Raw genomic sequence first — 2802 nt, 5'->3', positions numbered from 1 at the left:
GCCAATCTTTATAGTAGGTAAATTAGCTTATACATACCACATATAGCTATCCATTTATTGTAAATTAAAAATAAACAAACATAGTAAAATGTGTAGTTGAAGTTTCTATTTATGGGACATATAGCCTTGTAAAAAGCATAAGTCCTTTTTTAGTTTTTGTTTAATAAAATGACAACAAAAATTTAAAAAGGTATCATTATGAAGTATTATTTACTTACAGCTACACTTTTGGTTTCATGCCTAAATGCTGATGTGGTTATCAACGTTAAGGGTGATGTTGTTTATAGCATTGACGGCAAAGAGAGCAAGGCTACTACAGCCACAAGCGGCCAAGAGATCAAATTTATATCTGGTAACGGCGTTTTAAAGATAACTGACGATGTTTTAAAACAAAACTACAACCTAAAATCACCAAACGACACCTATATAGCAGCTATTAAAAAGAGAAGTGGTTTTTTCTCTACACTATTTGCTAAAGCCCAAACTACATCTACGACAGCTTCTACGAGAGCAGAAGGAGGATGCGAGGAGATAGATCCTAGCAAAGATGCGTTGGTTATAAGCGATCATATCATTAAAATAGAATACCGCCAAGGCGACAAGTTTTACGAATTTGACGTTAAAAACAGAAGCATAAGCCCAGAGCTAAACATATCTCCTAAAAATGGTGACAGGATAGATATGATGGATAAGGATGGATATGAGTCTCCTTGTTTTATAGTTAAAACACGATGAAATTCTTTACATTTTTAGGCAACAACATTAACAAGATTTTTAATGGTTCAACAGATTCTGACTTGTTTCAAAAGTCTAGCAGTATAAAAAAAGCCATATTCTTAGGAATTCTTGCCATGGTATCTTTTGCCATTTACGGCTTAGTCAAAGATCGTGAGATCGTCAGAGTAAATTTTGGTGACTTTGAGTATGACATCATGCAAGAAATTTATGCCAAAGCACCATCAGCAAGCCAATCGCAAAAAATAGCAGTAATCTTAATAGATCAAGAGTATCTAGACAAGCACGACCTAAGTGACGGACAAGGTGGCATCAAATTTAACTTCACCCCAAGAAGCGTTCTTGCTAATGTCTTAGATGATTTTAACAAAACCTTGTCTGGTTCAGGCAGCAAACCAAAAACTTTAGTCTTAGACTACTCTTTAGAGTATCCAAGCGACATTAACTCAACAGTTACTAAAGATGATCTAGGTCTTATAGATAGACTAAATTTATATGCTAGCTCATATCCTATATATCTACCAAAAACTATAAATAAGCCTTTTTTACAAGACTTCAAGCTAAATCCTAACATCAAATTTACTCAAGCAAATATTTCTAGCGATAAAGATGGAGTTACTCGTGGATACACGCCCTATCTTTGCGATGGTGATAAGACTTTAAGGCATCTTGTCCTAGAACTTGCAAATAGTGAAGCGAATTTTACTTGTCCAAGAGAGTTAAGCTTTGATGAGAGTTTTAGATACAGGATACTTTACAAAGATCTAAAAATTATAGATCAAGGTGGTAACAAAACATATACTTCAAACTATGAAAATATCAAATTCTATCATGCAGCCAGGCTATCTCAGATAGACGCAGAGGAGTTTGATAATGCCATAGTGCTTATAGGCTCGGACTATCCAGGCTCAGGTGACATACACAAAACTCCTATAGGTGTTATAAGTGGCGTTATAGCCTTAGCCAATGCACTTAATACCGCTCTTAAACTAAAAGATGGCATAAAAACTATACCAGTTTGGCTAGGTATGGTGTGTTGTTTTTTATTCTTTGGGCTATGTGCCTACGTTGTGCCAAAGCTAGCAAAAGCACTCCATATCGACGGGAATTTTGATCTTTTGAGATTGTCTTCTTTAGTGATATTTTTTATACCAGCAATAATTCTTTTTTTTAAGGGTCATTATGTCACATGGGTTATAGTCTTGATAGTATTTAAGCTTATAGATATAGTTATCTCAGTTATTAAAGCAAAAGAGTTAATAAAAAATCTCAGCAAGACCCTCTTGGCTTTAGTTGCTATTGCTGTAATTATAGCTATTATTATAATTGGCTTACTATTGTTTATGGATATTTAATAATTCACATTAAAGGATTAATCGTGCTTAGAAAAATTTTGTTAGCTCTTTTTCTAACCATTTCAGTTGCGTTTAGTGCTACGCTAGATGATGTTTTAGATCTTGATAATACTGCATATAAGTATTATCAAGATGGCAACTACCCAAAAGCTTTAGAGTTTTATTCAAAGGCTTTAAGCATACAAGAGAAAAATTTAGGTAAAGATCACCCTGCTACTGGTGCTATTTATAATGATATAGGACTTGTTTATAGTGACATGGGTGATTATCCTAAAGCTTTAGAGTTTTATACAAAAGCCTTAAACATAAGAGAGAAAAATTTAGGTAAAGATCACCCTGCTACTACTACTATTTATAATGATATAGGACTTGTTTATAGCAATATGGGAGATTATCCTAAAGCTTTAGAGTTTTATACAAAATCTTTAAATATATATGAGAAAGATTTAGGTAAAGATCACCCTGCTACTGCTACTATTTATGGTAACATAGGATATGCTTATAAAAATATAGGCAATTATCCTAAAGCTTTAGAGTTTTATTCAAAGGCTTTAAGCATACAAGAGAAAAATTTAGGTAAAGATCACCCTGATACTGCTAATAGTTATAATGATATGGGATATGTTTATAGGAATATGGGTGACTATCCTAAAGCTTTAGAGTTTTATACAAAATCTTTAAATATATATGAGAAAGTTTTAGGTAAAGATCA

The 2802-nt window shown here is 33.1% G+C and carries 3 protein-coding genes; all 3 read left to right on the top strand.

Annotated features, from left to right (window positions below; translation table 11 throughout):
* Positions 1–198 precede the first annotated feature (198 nt).
* Positions 199–735, top strand: coding sequence for a hypothetical protein (locus F3G98_RS09985; RefSeq protein WP_103612585.1), 537 nt, complete (start codon positions 199–201; stop codon positions 733–735).
* A 116-nt stretch (positions 736–851) separates the two neighbouring features.
* On the top strand, positions 852–2090 hold the full coding sequence (locus tag F3G98_RS09980; RefSeq protein WP_188116968.1) for a CHASE2 domain-containing protein: 1239 nt from the start codon (positions 852–854) through the stop codon (positions 2088–2090).
* Between the two features lie 23 nt (positions 2091–2113).
* Positions 2114–2802: tetratricopeptide repeat protein (locus tag F3G98_RS09975; protein WP_149726117.1), on the top strand; the 689-nt coding region annotated here is incomplete at its 3' end.

It is taken from the genome of Campylobacter concisus (genome assembly GCF_902460895.1).
Taxonomy (GTDB): domain Bacteria; phylum Campylobacterota; class Campylobacteria; order Campylobacterales; family Campylobacteraceae; genus Campylobacter_A; species Campylobacter_A concisus_BC.
The sequence above is the reverse complement of the archived record's forward strand: the minus strand, read 5'-3'. Positions and strand labels throughout refer to the sequence as shown.

Bases quoted from the DNA above. Each gene is read 5' to 3' on its own strand.
- F3G98_RS09980 (WP_188116968.1), top strand. From the start codon at position 852: ATGGTATCTTTTGCCATTTACGGCTTAGTCAAAGATCGTGAGATCGTC.
- F3G98_RS09985 (WP_103612585.1), top strand. From the start codon at position 199: ATGAAGTATTATTTACTTACAGCTACACTTTTGGTTTCATGCCTAAAT.